This window comes from Thauera sp. AutoDN2, assembly GCF_051280715.1.
Lineage (GTDB): Bacteria > Pseudomonadota > Gammaproteobacteria > Burkholderiales > Rhodocyclaceae > Thauera.
In genome coordinates this window covers 1-2,540 of record NZ_JBNCAR010000079.1, presented here as the reverse complement: position 1 = coordinate 2,540, position 2,540 = coordinate 1, and the positions used below count along the sequence as shown (strand labels likewise).

Here is a 2,540-nt window from a genome sequence, read left to right as displayed (position 1 = left end):
GTCCTTGAATGCTTGTCCGTACCTGGCCACTTCTTTCTTCCGTTATCGCCCTCGGGTTTCAGATTCTATCGAGGCGACAACCATCTTGACCTAGAGGGGCATCCAAGCGGCAAGCGCGTTATGCCGTGGGTCGATGTGTGATGTTATGGAGCAGCAACGATGTTACGCAGCAGGGCAGTCGCCCTAAAACAAAGTTAGGCCCCGGGAGGAGGCTCATGGCAACTCAAGACAGCGAGTACTTTCACCAACTGTCACCACTCACTTCAGACTATGTCGCTGAGCTCGGTGCTGGCCAGGAGCTTTCACTTCTTCTGCTTGAGTACGTTCCTTCGGGTGGTGGTGTAATCTTTCCGGTTCAGTACGTCCATAGGGAGCTGATCTACCGTAGCCCCGGGCAAAAGGATGCTGTAGCGCTCGGCACTGCCAGACTCCTCGACGACGGAGAGTACCGAGACGCTCGCATCCTGTTCTCGCGTCCGCACAAAACCGCAACACTGCGCGGTCTTGTACTGGAGGGGCAGGTCAAGGTCGGCCAGCCGGGGCCTAACAATTCCTTCAAGCCGACGCCGCTTCGCGGCGCGGCTTAAGTCAGGTGTTAGAACGTCCAGGCGCAGTTGCGTTTTTAGTACGTGTCCAATCAGTTTTAAATGAGGTGTGAACATGAAAGCAGAAACGGAATCGCGGATTTTTTCGGTGGATGAATATGTCCGTCCGTCTAACGGCGAACCGATTCGTTCGGTTGTTCTGGAAACCAACGACTCCGTCATTGTTGTTTGGCACGCCCACCCTGGGCAGGAAATAGCTGCCCATGTCCATCCTCACGGCCAAGATACTTGGACGGTTATCTCAGGAGAAGCCGAGTACTATCAAGGTGACGGCGTAGCCACTCATATTAAAGCTGGAGATATTGCCATCGCAAAACCTGGGCAAGTACATGGTGCAATGAACTCTGGCCCAGAACCTTTTATATTTGTCTCAGTGGTTGCGCCGGCCAATGCCGGTTTTGCGTTGGCTGAAAAATAAACAGCCACATATGAGTGCCAAGTTACTACGTTCTAACAATCGGCTGCACGGCGACCGGTTTTCCGCTGCTTCGCAGCTACAAACCGGCGCGTGAGCCGGGCGTTAGGTACGCTGTTAAAAATGAGAGTTCCACAAGAATGAAAGGAAAAATAGTTTCATGGAAGGATGATAAAGGCTTCGGCTTCATCAGTCCTGAAGGTAAAAACGAACAGGTTTTCTTCCACATCTCAAGCGTCAAAAAGGCAACTCGCAAGCCTGAAGTTGGTGACGCCGTCATTTTTGAAGTTGCCAAAGACTCCCAAGGTCGCCTCAAAGCAACGCACGTGCTGCTTGAAGGTGTATCACTTTCCAACTCAGGGAGCTCTAAAAGAATAATCACAGAGCCCGTCAAGAAAGATGCGCTAGATTATTTTGCTTACTTTGCTCTGGCTGTACTTCTTGCTATCTCATTAGGTCTATTCATAAAAACAGGCGCACCAGAGTCAGCCTTGGTGCCTGGCGCAATTTTTCTACTAGTTATTTTCTTCATATCAAGCAGAAAGAAGCAGCCTGCAAACAAACTGTTCTCATGCTCAAAGTGCCGAGCGGTCTCCAGTCACGACGAGAGAACAGTCCTTGCCTGGAATAGAGGACTGAATAGGCTATATTGCAAATCCTGTCACCAGACATGGCTGCGCGAACAACCTAAAGAGCAACAAGAAAGCCGGAGCTCTTATTCATCATCCAATTCAGGTTGCCTTGGTCTATTTTTGGTTATTGCGTCCGTTCCGATCATTTGTGTCGTCGGTGCAGTCACATGGTTTGTGTAAGCTAAACCTAACAAGTGGTTCAAGTCGCTCGCTTCGCTCACTCGGGACCGGCTAAAGCCGGCCCCTTAACCAAACGTTGACTGGCAGCTTCCATCAAAGCTGAACGGCAGCAGCGGGTCGCCAGCACCCCTTCATACCCTCTCACTCCCATCCCGCATGCGACACCAAGGAAAGATCACCACTTGGAACGACGACAAAGGATTCGGCTTCACTACGCCCAACGGCGGTGGCGAGTTGGTCTTTCTGCACGTCAGCAGCCTCACTAACCGCCAGCGCCGGCCGCAGGGTAACGAACTGGTCAGCTACGAGCTGGCCACCGACGCCAAGGGGCGGCGGCAGGCGAAGGCGGTCGCCTTCGTCGGCGAGCGCGCGGCGGCGCCGGCCGCGCCGGGGCGCAGCCCCCTTCTCCTGATGTTCGCGGCGGGGTTCGTCGCCTTCCTGGCAGCGATGGTCTGGCTCGGGCGGCTGCCGCTGGCGGTGCTCGGGCTTTATGCGGTGGCGAGCGTGGTGGCTTTCCTGGCCTACGGGCACGACAAGTCGGCCGCGGTGCGCAACGCCTGGCGCGTGCAGAAAAGCACGCTGCACCTCTTTGCGCTGCTCGGCGGCTGGCCGGTAGGCGGAACAAGTCAAGATAGTTGTCGCCTGATTCATGCAACCAACCGCCCTATGTCTTCAGCATGCACGTGATCGCGCACGACAGCATCGCGC

General features: G+C 54.5%; 4 protein-coding genes. All 4 read left to right on the top strand.

What is annotated here, in order from left to right; all coding sequences use genetic code 11:
- The first annotated feature begins 215 nt into the window (after positions 1-215).
- Entirely contained in the window at positions 216-587 is a 372-nt protein-coding gene (locus ACPT9U_RS17455; protein WP_435751883.1) for a hypothetical protein, read from the top strand.
- Between the two features lie 73 nt (positions 588-660).
- Entirely contained in the window at positions 661-1,023 is a 363-nt protein-coding gene (locus tag ACPT9U_RS17450; RefSeq protein WP_065761995.1) for a cupin domain-containing protein, read from the top strand.
- A 14-nt stretch (positions 1,024-1,037) separates the two neighbouring features.
- Complete coding sequence (locus ACPT9U_RS17445) at positions 1,038-1,832, top strand: cold shock domain-containing protein (RefSeq protein ID WP_435751882.1); 795 nt, start codon at positions 1,038-1,040, stop codon at positions 1,830-1,832.
- A 156-nt stretch (positions 1,833-1,988) separates the two neighbouring features.
- Entirely contained in the window at positions 1,989-2,519 is a 531-nt protein-coding gene (locus tag ACPT9U_RS17440) for a DUF1294 domain-containing protein (protein ID WP_435751881.1), read from the top strand.
- Positions 2,520-2,540: the final 21 nt, after the last annotated feature.